16 protein-coding genes are annotated in these 16,918 nt (G+C 57.4%); 8 read left to right on the top strand and 8 right to left on the bottom strand.

Annotated elements, in window-relative coordinates; all coding sequences use genetic code 11:
* Window positions 1–116 precede the first annotated feature (116 nt).
* Window positions 117–305, bottom strand: a complete 189-nt coding sequence (locus tag AC1MEW_RS20290; protein WP_054050563.1) for a hypothetical protein — start codon at window positions 303–305, stop codon at window positions 117–119.
* Window positions 306–588: 283 nt separating this feature from the next.
* On the opposite strand from AC1MEW_RS20290, the gene galU reads away from it, so the two are divergent.
* Entirely contained in the window at window positions 589–1,428 is an 840-nt protein-coding gene (galU, locus tag AC1MEW_RS20285; protein ID WP_201196763.1) for a UTP--glucose-1-phosphate uridylyltransferase GalU, read from the top strand.
* A gap of 131 nt (window positions 1,429–1,559) precedes the next feature.
* Entirely contained in the window at window positions 1,560–2,918 is a 1,359-nt protein-coding gene (gene gorA, locus AC1MEW_RS20280; protein ID WP_480423339.1) for a glutathione-disulfide reductase, read from the top strand.
* Here gorA and AC1MEW_RS20275 read toward each other — a convergent pair.
* Complete coding sequence (locus AC1MEW_RS20275; protein ID WP_322268413.1) at window positions 2,915–3,925, bottom strand: DNA-binding protein; 1,011 nt, start codon at window positions 3,923–3,925, stop codon at window positions 2,915–2,917. The two genes, gorA and AC1MEW_RS20275, sit on opposite strands and share 4 nt — an antisense overlap.
* A 177-nt stretch (window positions 3,926–4,102) precedes the next feature.
* On the opposite strand from AC1MEW_RS20275, the gene AC1MEW_RS20270 reads away from it, so the two are divergent.
* The 3 genes from AC1MEW_RS20270 (at window position 4,103) to ahpF (ending at window position 7,462) form a co-directional block, all read left to right on the top strand.
* A complete protein-coding gene (locus AC1MEW_RS20270; protein WP_201203822.1) occupies window positions 4,103–5,047 on the top strand; it encodes a site-specific integrase in 945 nt (314 codons plus the stop codon).
* A gap of 145 nt (window positions 5,048–5,192) precedes the next feature.
* On the top strand, window positions 5,193–5,756 hold the full coding sequence (gene ahpC / locus AC1MEW_RS20265) for an alkyl hydroperoxide reductase subunit C (protein ID WP_201203821.1): 564 nt from the start codon (window positions 5,193–5,195) through the stop codon (window positions 5,754–5,756).
* Window positions 5,757–5,896: 140 nt separating this feature from the next.
* On the top strand, window positions 5,897–7,462 hold the full coding sequence (gene ahpF, locus AC1MEW_RS20260) for an alkyl hydroperoxide reductase subunit F (RefSeq protein ID WP_480423336.1): 1,566 nt from the start codon (window positions 5,897–5,899) through the stop codon (window positions 7,460–7,462).
* Window positions 7,463–7,639: 177 nt separating this feature from the next.
* Here the strand turns inward: ahpF and gloA are convergent, their stop codons facing one another.
* Complete coding sequence (gene gloA, locus AC1MEW_RS20255) at window positions 7,640–8,161, bottom strand: lactoylglutathione lyase (RefSeq protein ID WP_133836447.1); 522 nt, start codon at window positions 8,159–8,161, stop codon at window positions 7,640–7,642.
* 145 nt (window positions 8,162–8,306) lie between these two features.
* On the opposite strand from gloA, the gene AC1MEW_RS20250 reads away from it, so the two are divergent.
* Window positions 8,307–8,831, top strand: a complete 525-nt coding sequence (locus tag AC1MEW_RS20250) for a DUF4946 domain-containing protein (protein WP_201203819.1) — start codon at window positions 8,307–8,309, stop codon at window positions 8,829–8,831.
* A gap of 221 nt (window positions 8,832–9,052) precedes the next feature.
* On the opposite strand, the gene AC1MEW_RS20245 is transcribed toward AC1MEW_RS20250, so the two are convergent.
* The 3 genes from AC1MEW_RS20245 to AC1MEW_RS20235 form a co-directional block, all read right to left on the bottom strand.
* Window positions 9,053–9,415: a histone-like nucleoid-structuring protein, MvaT/MvaU family gene (locus AC1MEW_RS20245; RefSeq protein ID WP_201203818.1), complete on the bottom strand. Its 363-nt coding sequence runs from the start codon at window positions 9,413–9,415 to the stop codon at window positions 9,053–9,055.
* Between the two features lie 224 nt (window positions 9,416–9,639).
* Window positions 9,640–11,175, bottom strand: a complete 1,536-nt coding sequence (locus tag AC1MEW_RS20240) for an EAL domain-containing protein (RefSeq protein WP_480423334.1) — start codon at window positions 11,173–11,175, stop codon at window positions 9,640–9,642.
* 70 nt (window positions 11,176–11,245) lie between these two features.
* Window positions 11,246–12,118, bottom strand: coding sequence for a LysR family transcriptional regulator (locus AC1MEW_RS20235; RefSeq protein ID WP_201255406.1), 873 nt, complete (start codon window positions 12,116–12,118; stop codon window positions 11,246–11,248).
* 69 nt (window positions 12,119–12,187) lie between these two features.
* On the opposite strand from AC1MEW_RS20235, the gene AC1MEW_RS20230 reads away from it, so the two are divergent.
* Together AC1MEW_RS20230 and hppD are read left to right on the top strand one after the other, a co-directional pair.
* Complete coding sequence (locus tag AC1MEW_RS20230) at window positions 12,188–13,132, top strand: DMT family transporter (protein ID WP_480423332.1); 945 nt, start codon at window positions 12,188–12,190, stop codon at window positions 13,130–13,132.
* A gap of 265 nt (window positions 13,133–13,397) precedes the next feature.
* Entirely contained in the window at window positions 13,398–14,474 is a 1,077-nt protein-coding gene (gene hppD, locus AC1MEW_RS20225) for a 4-hydroxyphenylpyruvate dioxygenase (protein ID WP_201203810.1), read from the top strand.
* A 125-nt stretch (window positions 14,475–14,599) separates the two neighbouring features.
* On the opposite strand, the gene rarD is transcribed toward hppD, so the two are convergent.
* Together rarD and AC1MEW_RS20215 are read right to left on the bottom strand one after the other, a co-directional pair.
* On the bottom strand, window positions 14,600–15,481 hold the full coding sequence (gene rarD, locus AC1MEW_RS20220; RefSeq protein ID WP_201203808.1) for an EamA family transporter RarD: 882 nt from the start codon (window positions 15,479–15,481) through the stop codon (window positions 14,600–14,602).
* Window positions 15,482–15,834: 353 nt separating this feature from the next.
* Entirely contained in the window at window positions 15,835–16,848 is a 1,014-nt protein-coding gene (locus AC1MEW_RS20215) for an aldo/keto reductase (RefSeq protein ID WP_201203800.1), read from the bottom strand.
* Window positions 16,849–16,918: the final 70 nt, after the last annotated feature.

Genomic DNA, 16,918 nt, shown 5'->3' with positions numbered 1-16,918 from the left:
GCTAAACGCTATGACAGCGCCGGAATTGAAAGGTTATGGCGAGTGGCCAGTCCTGCGAAAATAAACCATAAAAAAGCCCTGCTTCAAGGCAGGGCTGCGTTCGTGTCAGGAACCGTTCAGGATTTGTCCTTGCCGCGCCGCTTTGGGCCTGCAGGTTGATCCTGCAACACCGATGCCACTTCAATCGCCAACGCTTCGGTCGGGAAAGGTCCGGCGATATTCTCGCCAGCGACGCTGTCTACCCACCATTGGCCGTCTTTCGCCTGATTGATCAAGTACCCGTTGACGCTTTTTGCTACCGACATCTATCTGCCTCGTTGGCTGGTTCAATCGCGCCATGATACCGCCAAATGCACTCAACAGGTGCTGATGGGCGTATGGTGGTGCAGATTCTGCGCCTGGTTGAAGACGGTGCACAATGCCCGGTCTCTGCTATCTATTAATAGGCAACGGAACGACTTGCGGAACTATCCGCCAGAATATTTCTCTATGATGGCATCGGTTAGCCAGTGCGGGGCATTGTAAGGTGCACGCCGCCTGATTAGACTGCGCCGAAACTCGTACAACACAGCCCTTTCAAGGACTTATATGATCAAGAAATGCTTGTTCCCAGCAGCCGGTTACGGTACTCGCTTCCTGCCAGCGACTAAAGCCATGCCCAAAGAAATGCTGCCGGTGGTAAACAAGCCACTGATCCAGTACGGCGTCGAAGAAGCACTGGACGCAGGCTTGACCGAAATCTCCATCGTGACCGGTCGTGGCAAGCGCGCTCTGGAAGACCACTTCGATATCAGCTACGAGCTGGAAAACCAGATCAAAGGCACTGACAAGGAAAAGTACCTGGTCGGTATCCGCAAGTTGCTCGACAACTGCTCGTTCTCCTACACGCGCCAGACTGAAATGAAGGGCCTGGGTCACGCGATCCTGACCGGTCGTCCGCTGATCGGCGACGAACCGTTCGCTGTGGTGCTGGCGGATGACTTGTGCGTAAACCTCGAAGGCGACGGCGTACTGACCCAGATGGTCAAGCTGTACAAACAGTACCGCTGCTCGATCATCGCGATCCAGGAAGTCGACCCGCAGGAAACCAACAAGTACGGCGTCATCGCTGGCGACCTGATCGGTGACGATCTGTACCGCGTACGCAACATGGTTGAAAAACCAGCGCCTGAAGATGCACCGTCGAACCTGGCAATCATCGGTCGTTACATCCTGACGCCGGACATCTTCGACCTGATCAAGCAAACCGAGCCAGGCAAGGGCGGCGAGATCCAGATCACCGACGCCCTGATGAAGCAGGCGCAGAACGGTTGCGTGATCGCCTACAAGTTCAAAGGCAAGCGTTTTGACTGCGGTGGCGCTGAAGGCTACATCGAAGCGACCAACTTCTGCTTCGAGAACTTCTACAAGACTGGCAAGGCTTACTAATAGCGCCTGACCCGACTTGTACTGAGAAAGCCACCTTCGGGTGGCTTTTTCATTTTCCGGCCCCATATTGTTTGCAGTGCTTGCCCAGCGGGCGTCTGCGGGTATGCTGATGGCCTGCCGAGGAGATAGAAATGGCCTACGATTTTGACCTTTATGTGATTGGCGCCGGTTCTGGCGGCGTGCGGGCTGCGCGATTTGCAGCCGGTTTTGGCGCAAAAGTCGCCGTGGCTGAAAGCCGCTACTTGGGTGGCACCTGTGTGAACGTCGGCTGCGTGCCGAAAAAACTGCTGGTCTACGGCGCACACTTCGCCGAAGACTTCGAGCAGTCTTCCGGTTTCGGCTGGACGCCTGGCGAGGCGAAGTTCGATTGGGCGACGCTAATCGCCAACAAGGACCGCGAGATCAATCGCCTGAACGGCATCTATCGCAACCTGCTGGTCAACAGCGGCGTGACGTTGCATGAGGGGCACGCCAAGATCATCGACCCGCATACCGTCGAGATCAACGGCGAACGCCACACCGCCGAACACATCCTGATTGCTACCGGCGGCTGGCCGCAAATTCCGGAGATTCCGGGACACGAGCACGCAATCAGTTCCAATCAGGCGTTCTTCCTCAAGGAACTGCCGAAGCGCGTTCTGGTGGTGGGTGGCGGTTACATCGCGGTGGAATTCGCCGGGATCTTCCACGGCCTGGGTGCTGAGACCACGTTGTTGTATCGCGGCGATCTGTTCTTGCGCGGCTTCGATGGCGCGGTGCGCAAGCACTTGCAGGAAGAACTCACCAAGCGCGGCATGGACTTGCAGTTCAACGCGGACATCGAGCGCATCGAGAAGCAGGCCGACGGCAGCCTGAAAGCGACGCTCAAGGATGGTCGTGAACTGGAGGCTGATTGCGTGTTCTACGCCACGGGTCGACGTCCGATGCTGGACAACCTCGGGCTGGAGAATACCGGCGTCAAACTCGACAAGAAAGGTTTCGTCGAAGTGAATGAGCAGTATCAGACCGCCGAGCCGTCGATTCTGGCGTTGGGTGATGTGATCGGTCGCGTGCAACTGACTCCGGTGGCGCTGGCCGAAGGCATGGCTGTTGCGCGACGCTTGTTCAAGCCAGAGCAGTATCGCCCGGTGGATTACAAGATGATCCCGACGGCCGTGTTCAGCTTGCCGAACATCGGCACCGTCGGTCTGAGCGAAGAAGAAGCCCGGGAAGCCGGGCTCCATGTGGTGATCTATGAAAGCCGTTTCCGGCAGATGAAGCTGACCCTGACCGAATGTCAGGAGCGCACGCTGATGAAACTGGTGGTGGACGCCAAGACCGACAAGGTTCTGGGCTGCCACATGGTCGGCCCCGACGCCGGCGAGATCGTGCAGGGTCTGGCAATTGCCTTGAAGGCGGGTGCCACCAAGCGCGACTTCGACGAAACCATCGGCGTGCATCCAACGGCCGCCGAAGAGTTCGTCACCATGCGTACGCCGGTCGCGAGTTAATCGTCCTTCGCTGTGTCTGGCGCGGTCGCAACGACCGCCGCCAGACGCACGCTTTCATCCAGGCTGGCCTGGGTCTTCGCCAATTCGATTTCCAATGACTGATTGATCTGCGACTGCTCGTCGACGTTCTGCTTGAGCGCCTGACTTTCCAGCAGGGCAATGCGCAAGCGTTCCTGGAGGAGGGTGCGTTCACTGTCGACGCGGTTGGCTTGCTCCAGCAGTTGATCCTGCCGACTGTTGGCTTGCTTGAGTTGCTCCTGCAACAGGCTCAGCTCTCGCAGCGTTCCGCGGTTTTCGGTCAGCAAGCGTTCGTTGTCGCGGTGCAACTGCGTGATCTCATCCTGGCGGACGAGGGCGCTTTGCTGGGCCTGACGCAATTCCATCTGAATTTGTTGTACCTGGCCTTCGTGACGGCGCTGTTCCTGCTCGCGCTGTTCCTTGACGGCATTGCGATAGTGTTCAAGCGCATCGCGGGCGTGCAGGTGTTTTTCTTCGAGGGAGCGGATCTGCTCGTCCTTGTCTTTCAAGCGTAACTCGAAATCGGACAGCGCCTGATTCAGCCCCGCATTGCGGGTCTGCTCGGTCTGCAGCATCGAGCGGGTTTCCAACAGCGCATCGGATTCCTGCGTCAGTGCCAGGCTTTGAATCTCGTATTGCTGGTGCAGTTCGGTGTTCGCCTCGCGGGCTTCATCGAGCTGTGTTTCCAGCGCTTTTCGTTGGCGATCAAACTGCTCGCGCGCTTGGTCGATGGGTTCTTGCGCTTGCTCTTTCAGGCGTTGCGCTAGGCGCGAAACCAATCCTGCCAGCTCATCATCGATGGGTTCGGACGTCTCTTCAGCACGCTCCGGGCCGCCATCCAGCTCCTTTAGATAGCGATGAATTGTGGTTTTCGAGCCTGTATTGCCCATCTCGATCCGTACTGCGTCGATGCTTGGGTTTTCGCCACGGGCGAGGATCGCCAAACGTGCCGCTTGCACCACTGCTTTATTTACACCGCCACGAGCCATGAGTTCTCCTACGATTTCGTACTGTGGTACGTAACATCAATTATACAATGTACCATTCAACTTTAAAAGTTAAATCCTTTTAGTTCTTGACGCGGGATATACTGGTATTACCCCGTGTGATGAGCGTTGCGCACGGTTTTCACCCGCCAAAGCGGTACGTTTTCGAGAGCAGAGCCCATGACCGATCTGGATCGCTACCTGCAAGCCGCCACCCGCGACAACACTCGTCGTAGCTACCGGGCGGCCATCGAGCACTTCGAAGTCAGTTGGGGCGGGTTCCTGCCGGCGACCAGCGACAGCGTTGCGCGCTATCTCGTCGCGCATGCAGGCCTGTTGTCGATCAATACCCTGAAGCTGCGCCTCTCGGCATTGGCGCAATGGCACAACAGCCAGGGCTTTGCCGATCCGACCAAGGCGCCGGTGGTGCGTCAGGTGTTCAAGGGCATTCGCGCGTTGCACCCGGCGCAAGAGAAACAGGCCGAGCCGTTGCAGCTTCAACACTTGGAGCAAGTGGTGGCCTGGCTTGAGCAGGAAGCGCAAACCGCCCGTGCTGACGGTGATCAGCCCGGGTTGCTAAGAGCGAGGCGCGACATGGCGCTGATCCTGCTGGGCTTCTGGCGTGGCTTTCGCAGTGATGAGCTGTGCCGCTTGCAGATCGAACACGTGAAAGCCATCGCTCAGTCGGGTATCACGCTCTATCTGCCGCGCAGCAAGAGCGATCGGGAAAACCTCGGCAAGACTTTCCAGACCCCGGCGTTGCAGCGTTTGTGCCCGGTGCAGGCCTACATCGACTGGATCACCGAAGCCGCGTTGGTCCGTGGGCCGGTGTTCCGTGGCATTGACCGTTGGGGCAACTTGAGCGAGGAGGGCTTGCACGCCAACAGCGTGATTCCATTACTGCGCCAGGCGCTGGAGCGTGCCGGCATCCCCGCCGAGCACTACACCAGCCACTCCTTGCGGCGCGGCTTTGCGACCTGGGCTCACCAGAGCGGTTGGGATTTGAAGTCGTTGATGAGTTACGTGGGCTGGAAGGATATGAAGTCCGCCATGCGCTATGTTGAGGCCAGCCCGTTTCTCGGGATGACGCCACTCGCGGAAAAATCCATTGGCGCTGCTCAGTAAGTTTTCTTCTATTAATACGTTCCGCTAATAGCGAAAACCAATGAGCAGCATGAGGTTTGCCAATGAGCCATCCGGCCATCGGATGGGTAGGATTCACCCCATCAACTTCTTAACCAAACTTTTCAACCCTGACGGAGAGTCACCGATGCCTATCATCAACAGCCAAGTTAAACCGTTCAAAGCTACCGCCTACAAAAATGGCGACTTCGTACAAGTGTCGGATGCTGACCTGAAAGGCAAGTGGTCTGTCGTGTTCTTCTACCCAGCTGACTTCACCTTCGTTTGCCCGACCGAACTGGAAGACCTGGCTGACAACTACTCCGCGTTCCAGAAACTGGGCGTCGAGATCTACAGCGTTTCTACTGACACCCACTTTGCTCACGCTGCCTGGCACAACACTTCGCCAGCTATCGGCAAAATCCAGTACACCATGATCGGCGACCCGACCCACGCCATCTCCCGCAACTTCGATGTGCTGATCGAAGAAGTTGGTCTGGCTGACCGCGGCACCTTCGTGATCAACCCAGAAGGCCAGATCAAAATCGTCGAACTGAACGACGGCGGTGTTGGCCGCGACGCTTCCGAGCTGCTGCGCAAAATCAAGGCTGCTCAGTACGTTGCTGCTCACCCAGGCGAAGTGTGCCCAGCCAAATGGAAAGAAGGCGAGGCCACTCTGGCTCCGTCCCTGGACCTGGTCGGCAAGATCTAAGTCTGTGACACACGCATCACCGGGGCGGGTTTCCGCACCTCAGTAAGCTGCAACCGCCCAATAAAAACGCCCGGGCGAGATTCGCTCGGGCGTTTTTTTTCGCCTGCTTTTCATGAAACTGCATAAAGGAAATCGCCCGTATGTTGGACGCCAATCTTAAAGCCCAGTTGAAATCGTACCTGGAACGGGTCACCCAACCGATCGAGATCGTCGCCTCCCTCGACGACGGTGCGAAATCCCAGGAAATGCACGAACTGCTGAAAGAAGTTGCCAGTCTTTCTACTCAAATTACCTTGCTCGATAACGGTGACGATGCACGTAAGCCATCGTTCTCGATCAACCGCCCGGGTGCCGATATCAGCCTGCGTTTTGCCGGCATCCCGATGGGCCACGAATTCACCTCGTTGGTGTTGGCCTTGCTGCAAGTCGGCGGCCACCCTTCGAAAGCCAGCGTTGAAGTGATCGAACAGATCCGCTCGCTCAAAGGCCAGTTCAGCTTCGAGACTTACTTCTCGCTGTCCTGCCAGAACTGCCCGGACGTGGTCCAGGCGCTGAACCTGATGGCCGTGCTCAACCCGAACATCCACCACGTCGCCATCGACGGTGCGTTGTTCCAGGCCGAAGTCGACGATCGCAAGATCATGGCGGTGCCAAGTATCTACCTGAACGGCGAAATCTTCGGTCAGGGCCGCATGGGCCTGGAAGAAATCCTCGCCAAGATCGACACCAGCGGTGCCGAGCTTCAGGCCGAGAAGATCAGCGCCAAAGAAGCCTTTGACGTGTTGATCGTCGGCGGTGGCCCGGCCGGTGCTTCGGCTGCGATCTACGCTGCCCGTAAAGGCATTCGTACCGGCGTGGCCGCTGAGCGTTTTGGTGGGCAGGTGCTGGACACCATGGCCATCGAGAACTTCATCTCCGTGCAGGAAACCGAAGGGCCGAAACTGGCCAGCGCCCTGGAAGAACACGTCAAACAATACGACGTCGACATCATGAACCTGCAACGCGCTACTGCGCTGATCCCAGCGAAGAATGTCGGCGAGTTGCATGAAGTTCGCTTCGAAAGCGGTGCCAGCCTGAAAACCAAGGCGTTGATCCTTGCCACCGGCGCCCGCTGGCGCGAAATGGGTGTGCCGGGCGAGCAGCAATACAAAGCCAAAGGCGTTTGCTTCTGCCCACACTGCGACGGCCCGCTGTTCAAGGGCAAACGTGTGGCGGTGATTGGCGGCGGTAACTCCGGCGTTGAAGCGGCCATCGACCTGGCCGGCATCGTCAGCCACGTCACGCTGCTGGAATTCGACAGCAAGCTGCGCGCCGACGCTGTGCTGCAACGCAAACTGTACAGCCTGCCGAACGTCAACGTCATCACCAGCGCGCTGACCAGCGAAGTGAAAGGTGACGGGGAGAAAGTGACCGGTCTGGTCTACAAGGATCGCGATTCGGGTGAGTTCAACACGGTCGAGCTGGAAGGGATCTTTGTGCAGATCGGTTTGCTGCCTAACACCGACTGGCTTAAAGGCATCGTCGAGTTGTCGCCGCGTGGCGAGATCATCGTCGATGCTCGTGGTGAAACCTCATTGCCGGGCGTGTTCGCTGCCGGTGACGTGACCACCGTGCCGTACAAGCAGATCGTGATTGCAGTGGGCGAGGGTGCCAAGGCTTCCCTGAGCGCATTCGATCACCTGATCCGGACCTCGGCCCCGGCTTAAACGCCAGCGCTGAAAACACAAAACCCCATGAGTGATCATGGGGTTTTTTGTGTCTGGCGCGTCCCCAATGTGGGAGCGGGCTTGCTCGCGAAAGCGGTATGCCAGGCAACATTGATGTCGACTGACGCCCTCTATTCGCGAGCAAGCCCGCTCCCACAAGGGGATTTGTGCCGAGTCTTACATCGGCGCTGGCTGAATGATCTCAACCCAGTAAGCATCCGGGTCCTTGATAAACGCCAGGCTCTTCATCCGGCCATCGTTCAAACGCTTCTGGAAATCACAACCCAGTGCTTCAAAACGCTCGCATGCTGCACGAATGTCCGGCACTGAGATGCAGATATGACCGAAGCCACGCGGGTCGGTGTTGCCGTTGTGGTAGGCGAATTCCGGATCGTTCTCGGTGCCGTGGTTGTGGGTCAGCTCCAGAATGCCGGGAATCGACTTCATCCACTCGGTACGTGCTGCGGCGTCGGCCGGGATCTGGTTTTTATCGACCAGCGCGAGGAAGTACAGACTGAATTCGGCTTCCGGGAAGTCGCGCTTTTCAACCAGCGAGAAACCGAGGATGCGCGTGTAGAAATCCAGCGACTTGGTGATGTCCTTGACCCGCAGCATGGTGTGGTTGAAGACGAACTTCTGAGTGGCGGTGTCAGGTTGGGCAGTCACGCCCGGGAAGGTGTTCAATTCGTGCAGGCTCATGGGCCCTCCGGAAAATAAGTGGGGCTGGCGAATGGTCGCAATGATACGCAAGCGTCCGGGCATCGCCAAACCAAAACGGCCAGCTATTGCCTGGCGGCCGAGTGAGGCTCAGACTTTGTGGTTCAATCTGTGAGTACCCCTCGTAATGATCCGACCGTTCAAATCGCTGTTCGTTTTCATGGGTTTGTTTGCACTGGCCACTGCGGCGCAAGCAGACACCCCGAGCATTGCCTGGCCAAGTGGCTGGGAGGTGGAGGCCGTAGCGCCCAATGACACCACGCCGCAGGTATCCCGCCAACGCGCGGTGAAAAACGATGCCGATGGCAACCAGGTATTGGTGATGGAGCTGACGATGACCCAAGTCGAAAGCGGCCATCAGGTGAATTTACAGGGCGTGTTGCTGGAGATGCGCAAGTCGGTGCAGAAGGACTTCTTCCAGGGCGGCTATCAAAGTGTCTGCAACAAGATTCACCCGGCCACGTTGAGTCAACTGCCAGCACTTGAAACCACTTGTACGGTTACCCAGAACGGTCGACACGTGCTGTCGCAAACATTGGTCGCTGCGGTGGAGGCGGACAAGGCCTATGTTCTTTCCTATGCCGGGCAAGCTGAGGTTTATAAGGCAAGTCAGGACGAAATACAGGCTGCCCGTAACAGCTTGAAACTGTAGATGAAGAATTGAGTCGGCGATCGATTGCGCCAAGCCCCGGCCTCTTTAGATACCCAAAGGGATTAAGCACAAAGTTAGCCGGAAAGTATTGAGTTCTTGCAGCGGCGACATCCCCGTTAGAAGCAATTTCCAACTTTATCGACGACTATCGTTGCATTTGTTAGATGTCATCCACAAAAAAAGCCCTGCATTAGCAGGGCTTTTTTTGTTGTTGCAAAGGGTTAGCCGCGCAACCAGGAATCAACGGTAGCTGCACCGTACTGTTCCTTCCAGGCTTTCAGGCCACGGTGGTTACCGCCCTTGGTTTCAATCAGTTCACCTGTGTGCGGGTTGTGATAGACCTTGACCACACGGGCGCGACGGGTTTTAGGCGCGGCTTGTTGAAGCCCCGACTTTGACGGGTTCGGGTCGAGGATGGCGACGATGTCGCGCAGGCTCTTGCCGTAGGTTTTCATCAGCCCCTGGAGCTTTTCTTCGAATTCGATTTCTTTCTTGAGCCCGGCATCGTTCTTCAGGGACTCCAGCTGCTTGAGCTGTTCTTGAAGGGCCTTTTCAGCGGCACGAAATTCAGCGAGTCTGGACAATATCTTTACTCCAATAGTGTGTTTGGCTGATACCAACCGCAAACAAAGCTATAAGCCAAGAGCCTTGAAGCGACTCGGTGATAATGGCTCACCTGCCAATTTTGCACAGGTAAGAAAAATTGTAGTAGTTAATTGGCCAAGAGTAAATCCTGTCTTTTTCTTCATGTAACAACAGCAGTGTTTTGATGCAATTTGGTGCAAGATTTCGTTATTTGCCAAGCCGGTTAATGGTGACTTAATGCATTAATGAAGTCGGCGCCGGGCATTGGCCGGCCAAACAGGTAGCCTTGCAGAAAGTTCACGTGGTGCGCCGTCAGATAATCGCTTTGCGCCTCGGTTTCTACACCTTCGGCAACAATTCCCAAGTCTAGCTTGGCCGAGAGTTCGATAATGCTGTCCAGAATGTGCCCGGAAAGAGCATCGGCACCGATCATCGCAACGAAGCTCTGATCGATTTTCAGGAAATCCACATTGAACTGTCGCAGATAACCCAGGCTTGAATGGCCGGTACCAAAGTCATCGATCGCGATCATCACGCCCAACCCGTGAAGCTGCTCGAACAACTGATGAGTGATGTCTGTCGGCTCGATGAGTTCACGCTCGGTCAGTTCCAGCACCAGGCTGATGCTGCCCGGCACGAAGGCCCCGAGGAATTCGCGGCAGTCTTGCACCAATGCCAGGTCCTGACAGTGGCTGGCTGTGATGTTGATGCCGATGTGAAACGGCTTGTCGAACGATGCCGACACCGGCGCCAGCAGGGCGCAGGTTTGCTGCATCAAGGCGCGGGTCATCGGTACGATCAGCCCCGAGTGTTCTGCAAACGGGATAAACAGATCCGGCCGCACCAGGCCTTCCTTGGGATGATTCCAGCGCATCAGCACCTCGGTGCCACTCCACTTTTTGGTATCGCCATGCACCACCGGCTGAAAATATGGAATGAACTCCCCAGCCTCCAGCGCCCGCTGCAGCTCAACACTAGGTGATGAGGCACGTTTTTGCAGGACATGCCCAATCAAGCCCGACACCACGCCGAAAAAAATCAGCAGGCTGAACAGCGGCGGATACTCACTGCTCATGTAGCGCCAGGTTTCGCCCTCGGGAAAACCGGCGGCTACGGTAAAGGCATACGGCCCGGAAACCCGCGTGCTTTGCGCCACCGGCAAGGCGGGCAAGGCGCCTTCATGGACTTTTCCGTCGGCGGATAACCAGTTATTGCCCACTTGCAGCAACAGCGAAGTCCGGCGCCCGATCAGGCGCAGCACGTTGCTCAGGTGATAACCGTCGAGCGTGGTTAGCGCGCCTTTTTTGTCATCACTGAGGCGATACACCAGTAGCGCGGTGTTGGGCGTCACCGGGTTGCCGTTCATTAACCACAACTGCCCTCGGGTATAGTCGCCCGGGTTAACCTGCTGCTGATAGTCCCCAAATAACGAGCTGCAATAGAGGTTGTTGTCATACACCAGATTGGTCGAGCGCACGAAGGGGCGGCGCGTCACCTGCTCTCGCAGGGCCAGTTTGGCGTCGTTGCAACTGCCACCGGCGAGGGGCAGCAACACCTGCGCCGCCTCCGCTGTGTTGTCGAGCATCAGATTGAATTGGCGCAGGGCTTCGTCGGCGGTTTGCTCGGTGCTTTGTTTCAGTGCGCGTTCGGCTTGCATATAGAGGATGGCGAACCCCAACAGCACCGGCAGTACGCCGCTTAAAACGGTCACAGCAATCCGGATGCTGCGCTTGCGGCGGGACTTTACGGTCAGTGGCATCTGCGAAACCTGCGGCGATGGAATAAGGCTTTCAATGGCCATGATAGTTGGCTGTTTGCGCTTATGCCGCTCAGCGGTAGCTCAGGCTCGAAGCCAGTTTGATAAAGGCCAGCGTTGCCGGCGAAGACTGTCGTTGATCCAGCACCGCCAACCCGATTTGACGTTTGACCGACGGTGACAGCGGTATCTTCACATAGCGGCGGTCGTTGCCTTCCGGCAATGAGCTTTCGGCGACGACGGTCAGGGCATCGCCACGGCCTACGGTGTCCACGGTGCTGAGCAATTGCGAGCAGCGAAAGCGGATGTTCGGCGTCAATCGGGCGGCATTGAACAGGCGGCAAACCAGCTCCGAAGAGCCGGCCTCGGTCAGCACGAACGGGTCATGGCACAAATCGCTCAAACTCAGGCTGTCGCGCTTTGCCAAGGGATGATCGGCGGGCAGCAGCGCGACCATTTGGTCCTCCAGCAGCGCAAAGGTGTCGAAGCGTTCCTCGGGCAGCACTACAAAACCAATGTCGATGCGCCGCTCTTCCAGCCACTGAATCACCTGTCGATCCGGGCCTTCGTCTATATGCACTTCGATGCCGGGATGAGCCGCACGGTACTGCTTCAGGATCGTTGGCAGCAATTTTATCGATGATGTCGGACCGAACGAGCCGATGCGCAGTGTGCCGCGTTTCATCCCTCGAGCATCGGCGGCTTCCTGGCGCAAGGTGTTGGCCAGCCCGAGCATCGCCCGAGCGCGCAGCAACAGTTGCTGGCCGATGTCGCTGAGTTCGACCAACGACTGATGCCGGTGCAGCAACTCGACGCCCAACTCTTGTTCGAGTGACTTGAGGGCGTGAGAAACCGCCGATTGCGAGATCCCGAGGCGATTGGCCGCAGCCGTGAAGCCGCGCAGTTCAGCAACCAGCGAGAAGATTTCCAGTTGAGTCAGGGTCATGAGTGTTTACTCATTTTACGATGATCGAGCATTAGCCAGATGATACGGCATCTTTTCTTCTGGTGACTTATGAGTAGCTATGAGCGAAACCCGACAAAGCCGTCGGATGTGCCGGTTTACCTGAAGCTGGCAGCGGTGACCATGATCTGGGGCGGGACCTTTGTCGCCGGGCGCTTCCTGGCCGGCAGTCTCAGTCCGTTGTTTGCCGCCAGCCTGCGATTTTTGCTCGCCAGCATCGCGTTGTTGCTGTTTGTGTGGCTGGCCCAGGTGCCGCTGCTGCGACCAAGCCTGAGGCAATGGTTACAATTGGCATTGCTGGGATTTTTCGGCATCTTCTTCTACAACCTGTGCTTCTTTTACGGGCTGCATTACATCAACGCGTCACGGGCGTCGTTGATCGTGGCGTTGAATCCGGCGGTGATTGGCTTGGCGTCGTGGCTGCTGTTAAAGGAACGCTTGGGCCGGGCGAAAGTGGCTGGAATTGCGATCTGTATCGCCGGGGCCAGTATCGTGATCGTCAGCCGAAATCCGCAATTGCTGGCGACCAATGCCGATGCGTGGATCGGCGATCTGCTGATTTTCGGCTGCGTCCTGAGTTGGGGCGTTTACTCGCTGTTTTCCAGGGAACTGAATCAAACATTGGGGCCGGTGCAGACGGTGACCTACTCGATTTTGTTGGGCACGGCGATGCTCTGGGCGACCAGTGCGCTGCGGGGCGAACTGAGTGTGGATACGCTTGTCAGCCTCGGCCCGCAACAATGGCTGAGCCTGATGTACCTCGGCGTGCTCGGCTCGGCGCTGGCCTATATTGGCTACTACGACGGCATCCGCAAGATCGGCGCGACCCGCTCGGGCGTGTTCATTGCCCTGAATCCGCTGACCGCCGTGATCCTCGGCGCGTTGCTGTTGGGCGAGCAACTGACATTGACCATGTGCCTGGGCGGCGGGCTGATTTTGACGGGGATTTACCTGTGCAACAAACCGCTTGCGCCGTCCACGAAAAAGGGGATTTGATACAGAAGGCGGACAAACCGTTTTACGCTGTGTAGAATCGGTTTACGCATACAATAATAAACGTCTTCTGGCAGCAGAAGCCTCGCCCGCAAGAGCCTTGGGTCGACAATGAAGAGTTTTGGGTTTCAATTGATCTACGGTGACTTCCTCGCCCGCAGCGTTCGGGGCATCTCCTGCGCGCCACCCGCCAGTCTCAGCATTGCTAGCAACTAACGATCCGTTAATTCAGCCGTTAATTTTAAAAGCAGATGATGAGGCGCCAACCATGGCAGATTTATACGAAAACCCAATGGGCCTGATGGGCTTTGAATTCATTGAGTTTGCATCGCCGACCCCGAACACCCTGGAGCCGATCTTCGAGATCATGGGCTTCAGCAAGGTCGCGACCCACCGCTCCAAAGACGTGCACCTGTATCGCCAGGGCCAGATCAACCTGATCCTCAACAACGAACCTCACAGCGTTGCTTCGTATTTCGCGGCCGAGCACGGTCCGTCGGTGTGCGGCATGGCGTTCCGCGTCAAGAATGCCCAGCAGGCGTTTGCCCGTGCCTTGGAACTCGGCGCCCAGCCGATTCATATCGAAACCGGCCCGATGGAACTGAACCTGCCGGCGATCAAAGGCATCGGCGGCGCGCCGCTGTACCTGATCGACCGTTTCGGCGAAGGCAGCTCGATCTACGACATCGACTTCGTGTTCATCGAAGGCGTGGACCGCAACCCGGAAGGGGCTGGCCTGAAGATCATCGATCACCTGACTCACAACGTGTATCGCGGTCGCATGGCCTACTGGGCCAACTTCTACGAGAAGCTGTTCAACTTCCGCGAAATCCGTTACTTCGACATCAAGGGCGAATACACCGGCCTGACCTCCAAGGCGATGACCGCGCCGGATGGCATGATCCGCATCCCGTTGAACGAAGAATCGTCCAAGGGCGCCGGGCAGATCGAAGAGTTCCTGATGCAGTTCAACGGCGAAGGCATCCAGCACGTTGCGTTCCTCAGCGACAACTTGATCGACACCTGGGATCGCCTGAAGAAAATCGGCATGCGCTTCATGACCGCGCCGCCAGAAACCTACTACGAAATGCTCGAAGGCCGTTTGCCGAACCACGGTGAGCCGGTCGATCAACTGCAAATGCGCGGGATCCTGCTGGACGGTTCGTCCGAGTCGGGCGACAAGCGTCTGTTGCTGCAGATCTTCTCGGAAACCCTGATGGGGCCAGTGTTCTTCGAATTCATCCAGCGTAAAGGCGATGATGGCTTCGGCGAAGGCAACTTCAAGGCGTTGTTCGAATCGATTGAGCGGGACCAGGTGCGTCGCGGTGTGCTCGCTACCGAGTAAGCCGCTAGTGTTGTAAAAAATGTGGGAGCGAGCTTGCTCGCGATAGCGTCTTCAGATTCAACACGGATGTTGGCTGACAGACCGCTATCGCGAGCAAGCTCGCTCCCACTTTGTTTTTTGGGCGCCTAAGGTCTGCGGTTGCGCATCATGTGTTTGAACCCTTCAAACACCAGAACCACCACTGCCAACCAGATCGGAATGTAGGTCAGCCATTCGCCAGGCTTGATGCTTTCCCCCAGCAGCAACGCCACGCCGAGCAACAGCACCGGTTCAACATAGCTCAACAACCCGAACAGGCTGAACGGCAACAGTCGGCTGGCAATGATGTAGACCACCAGCGCCGAAGCACTGATCAACCCCAGTACAGGGATCAGCAGCGACAGCCACGGGTATTGATCGAATACGCCGAAACCTTGTTCACCGCCCCAGACGAACCAGAACGCCACCGGCAGCATCAAGGTCATGTCCAGCCACAAACCGCCGAGGTTGTCGGTCTTCAGCCACTTGCGCAGCACGAAGTAGGTGGGATAACCGACCACCACCAGCAACGTCGCCCAAGAAAAACCGCCAACCTGGTACAGCTCGTTGAGCACGCCGAGGGAGGCAAAAAACACCGCGACTTTTTGCAGGTAGGACAAACGCTCGCCGTAGGCAATCCGCCCGGTCAGCACCATCGACAATGGCAGCAGGAAATAGCCCAACGAGACGTCGAGGCTGTAGCCGTTGAGCGGCGCCCACATAAACAGCCAGAGTTGCAGGCCCAGCAGCGTCGCAGACACGATCAGGGCAGCGAGCAGTTTCGGTTTGCCGGTCAGGCGCTTGAGGATCTCGACCGAGCGCCGCCATTCGCCGGACACCACCATGAACACTGTCATGCAGGGCACGGTCAGCAACATCCGCCAGCCGAAGATTTCTACGCCGCTCAACGGGGTGAGCAACGAGGTGTAGTAATACATGACGGCAAACAGCACCGAGGCTGTGACCGATAAAGCGATACCTTTAGACAAACTGTCCTCGCGGGGTTGAACGTGAAACGGGGTGCGGAGGATACGTGGTTTTAGCGTAGAACATTGTCCGATTGATCAAGAACGAACATGGATTCTGCATTCAACACAAAACCCTGTGGGAGCGGGCTTGCTCGCGAAGGCGGCGGGTCAGTCAATATTGATGCCGGCTGATCCACCGCTTTCGCGAGCAAGCCCGCTCCCACATTTGATCCCGGTCATCTACAGATTTGCCGAACGACACAATCCCCCCGTAGGAGCGAAGCTTGCTCGCGAAGGCAGTTTCACATCCAACATTGATGTTGGCTGGAAGTCCGCTTTCGCGAGCAAGCTTCGCTCCTACAGGATGTATGTCTTCAGGTATTGCGGGGTTTACGGCCGGACACGAAGTGGCTCACGTCATTGAATCCCGGTGTCGAGGAGTGCCCAGGCGTTACCAGCGAATCGATAAACGCCTCATCTTCTGCCGTGATCTTCACCGCTTGGGCCTTGGTGTATGCGTCCCATTGTTCCTCAGTGCGCGGCCCGACGATGGCCGAGGTCACGGCGCTGTTGTTCAACACCCAGGCGATGGCGAATTCGACGATGCCTACGTCACGCCCCTGGGTGTATTGCTGGATTTGCTGGGCAATGCGCAGCGATTCAACGCGCCATTCGGTTTCGAGGATGCGTTTGTCCTGACGCCCGGCGCGGCTGTTGGCGTCCGGCTTCACGTCCGGTGCGTATTTGCCGCTGAGCACGCCGCGGGCCAGTGGACTGTAAGGCACAACACCCAAGCCATAGGCGTGAGCCGCAGTAATCTGCTCGGTCTCAGCCTGGCGATTGACGATGTTGTACAGCGGTTGGCTGATCACCGGCCGATCGACGCCGAGTTTGTCGGCCACGCGGATCACTTCGGCGATGCGCCAGCCACGGTAGTTGGACAGGCCCCAGTAGCGGATCTTGCCTTGGCGAATCAGGTCGCCGATGGCCGAGATCGTCACTTCCAGCGGCGTGCTGTGGTCTTCGCGGTGCAGGTAATAGATGTCGACATAGTCGGTGCCCAGACGCGTCAGGCTGGCGTCGATGCCGTTGAACAGGTGCTTGCGGCTCAGGCCGCTGCGGTTCGGCACGCCGTCCACCGGGCCGAAACCGACCTTGGTGGCGAGTACCCATTCGTGACGGTTGCCGGCAATGGCTTCACCGACGATTTCTTCAGAGCGGCCGCCGGTATAGACGTCGGCGGTGTCGATGAAATTGATGCCCTGGTCCCAGGCCTTGTCGATGATCCGCAGGGAATCTTCGGTGCTGGTCTGTTCGCCGAACATCATGGTGCCCAGGGTCAGGGTGGACACCTGCAACCCCGAATGACCCAGTGTGCGGTAACTCATGACGAAATCCTTTTGCCGATGGGAAAGGCGTCAATCAAATACCAGAACGGCCGCTTGGATCAAACTGATT

It is taken from the genome of Pseudomonas sp. ASL4 (genome assembly GCF_056680395.1).
This window is presented reverse-complemented; position numbering and strand designations above follow the sequence as displayed.